At 72.0% G+C, this 2388-nt stretch carries 2 protein-coding genes and 1 pseudogene; 1 reads left to right on the top strand and 2 read right to left on the bottom strand.

Translation table 11 applies throughout. The features are described from left to right. On the top strand, positions 1-696 hold a 696-nt coding region (gene pdxA, locus x551_RS21220; RefSeq protein WP_036251064.1), incomplete at its 5' end, for a 4-hydroxythreonine-4-phosphate dehydrogenase PdxA. Between the two features lie 12 nt (positions 697-708). Here pdxA and x551_RS21215 read toward each other — a convergent pair. Then, the gene (locus x551_RS21215) at positions 709-2202 is read right to left on the bottom strand and encodes a DUF1631 family protein (RefSeq protein ID WP_051512270.1); all 1494 of its coding nucleotides are present in this window, start codon (positions 2200-2202) and stop codon (positions 709-711) included. Further along, positions 2154-2388 (bottom strand): annotated as a pseudogene (locus x551_RS26625) (hypothetical protein); the annotation flags it as partial. The gene x551_RS21215 and the pseudogene x551_RS26625, both read right to left, overlap by 49 nt.

The following is a 2388-nucleotide window of genomic DNA, read 5'->3' as shown; positions in this document are numbered from 1 at the left end:
ATCCGGCACGCCGTGGCGCTGGCGCAGGCCGGCGAGGTGGCGGCGATCGTCACCGCGCCGATCCACAAGGAGGCGCTGGCCGCCGCCGGTGAGCCCTACCCGGGGCACACCGAGCTGCTGCAGGCCGAGGCCGGCGCCGGGCCGGTGCGCATGATGCTCGCGAACGACGAACTCAAGACCGTGCTGGTCAGCATCCACGTCTCGTTGCGCCGGGCGATCGACGCGGTGAGCACGGCGTCGGTGCTCGAGACGCTGCGCATCGCGCACGCCGCAGCGCGGCGCTGGGGCCAGGCGGCGCCTCGCATCGCCGTGGCCGGACTCAACCCGCACGCGGGCGAGGGCGGCTTGTTCGGCGACGAGGAACTGCGCGTCATCGCGCCGGCCATCGAGGCGGCGTGCCGCGAGGGCATCGACGCACGCGGGCCGTTCGCACCCGACACCGTGTTCATGCGCGCCCGCCACACGGCCGACCACCCGGGCGAGTTCGACATCGTGGTGGCGATGTACCACGACCAAGGGCTGATCCCGGTGAAGTACCTCGGGGTCGAGCGCGGCGTCAACGTGACGCTGGGACTGCCCTTCGTGCGCACCAGCCCCGATCACGGCACGGCGTTCGATCGGGCGGGCAGTGGCCGCGCCGACCCGTCCAGCCTGATCGCCGCCGGCCAGATGGCGCGCCGCCTCGCGGCTGGCTGACCGCCGGGCGCCTCAGAGACGGCTGCTGGTCGCCGTGCTGCGCGGGGCCGCACCGCCCAGCTGCGCCAGCTGCTTGCGGGCGCGCGCCGTCGCGCGCTCGATCAGCTCGGCCTGTTCGAAGGCGCGGAAGCGCTCGGTGTCGCACATGCGGGTGAGCATGCGCGAGGTCATCGAGATCGTCTTCTGGTGGGCCTTGCCGTGGGTGAACACGAAGAAGGCCCGGCCCGGGCTGATCCAGTTCAGGCGCACGCGCTGCCAGCGGCCCTCCACGTGCATGCGGTAGGCGATGCCGGTCTGCAGGTGGTGGATCAGCTGCGGGCCGTGCGTCGGCTCGGCGGGCTCGGGCGCCAGGGCCTCCAGCACCACATCGACCTCGCCGGCCTCCGCCTCGGCGGACGGACCGCCCTCGCCGAGGTCGATGTCCACCTGGCCGTCCCAGTCGACTGCGTTCTCGTCGACCAGGCCGATCTTCTCGGCCTCCTCGGCCGAGAAGGTCAGCGGCGCGGCATGTTCCTGCGGCGGCGGCAGTTCGGCATGCGCGCTCGGCGCGAGCTCGTCGGCGGTGGGGATCGAGACCTTCTCGACCTGGTCGAGGTAGTGCTTGAGCTGGCGCTGCTCGAAGTCAGTCGGCGGCGCGGTCTTCAGCGACGCGGCGTGCTCGGGCAGCAGCTTGCCGAAGAAGTCCTTCTTGGCGGGCTCCGGCCAGCGGATCAGCTCCAGGCCCTCGTTGAGGTCCTTCATCAGCTGCGGCAGCGCCATCAGAAAATGCTTGCGCAGCTGCGGCTCGCCCTTGGGCTGCACGCTGAGCGCCAGCTCGCGCGCTGCGCGGTTGGCGCGCTGCGCCAGCTCGGGCGAACCGAACGGGCCGGCCGCCTGCACCTGCACCTGGCTCCACACCTGCGCCAGGAAGTCGCGCACGAAGCCGGGCAGGGCAACCGGCTCCAGGTGCGACTTGAGCTCGCGCATGTAGCGCTGCTGGATGCGCAGCTGCGTTTCCTTGTTGTCGAGCAGCGTGGCGGCCGTCGCATGCGTGCCGACATCGCGCGCGCTCTGCTCCTGCACCAGCGCCTCGATCGCCTGCAGCTTGGACTCGTACAGGTCCATCTGGTCGAAGTCGCCCTCGACGATCTCCTGCACCAACGCGCGCACGCGCTCGATGAAGTCCTTGCCGGGGCCCTGGTCGAGGTCCTCGTAGGCCGCCGCCAGCGAGGCGATGCGGTTCACGAAACGCCGCACCGGGTGGCGCCGCGAGCTGAAGAAGCCCACGTCCTTCAGCGCCGCGCGCAGTACCGGCAGCTGCAGCCGTGCGATCTGGCGCGCCATCTGCGGCGGCACCTTGCTGTCCGACAGCACCTGGTCGAACAGTGCGCCGACCACGTCGATCACCATGTGGTCGAGCGTGCCGGACGAGGCCCGCATCAGCTCGTCGCGGTGCTGGCGGATCACGTTCACCGCCATCAGGCCCGCCAGCGGCGTGATGCCGGAGGGCCCCGAGACGCCGGACAAGGGGCCGGGGCGCGAACTGCCGGCGGGGAGGGGGCGCCCCCCGCTGGGTCGGCGCCGAGGCCGGCCGTCTCGCCGGCCGTGGCGTTCACGACCACCAGGCGGCGCAGGATGTCGAGCATCTGCGCATCGTTGTTGTAGGCCGTGCCGACGAATGCTCGGACGAGTGCCGGGCCGGTGGCGCGGCCG

It is taken from the genome of Methylibium sp. T29, from assembly GCF_000576205.1.
Lineage (GTDB): Bacteria > Pseudomonadota > Gammaproteobacteria > Burkholderiales > Burkholderiaceae_C > Methylibium > Methylibium petroleiphilum.
The sequence above is the reverse complement of the archived record's forward strand: the minus strand, read 5'-3'. Positions and strand labels throughout refer to the sequence as shown.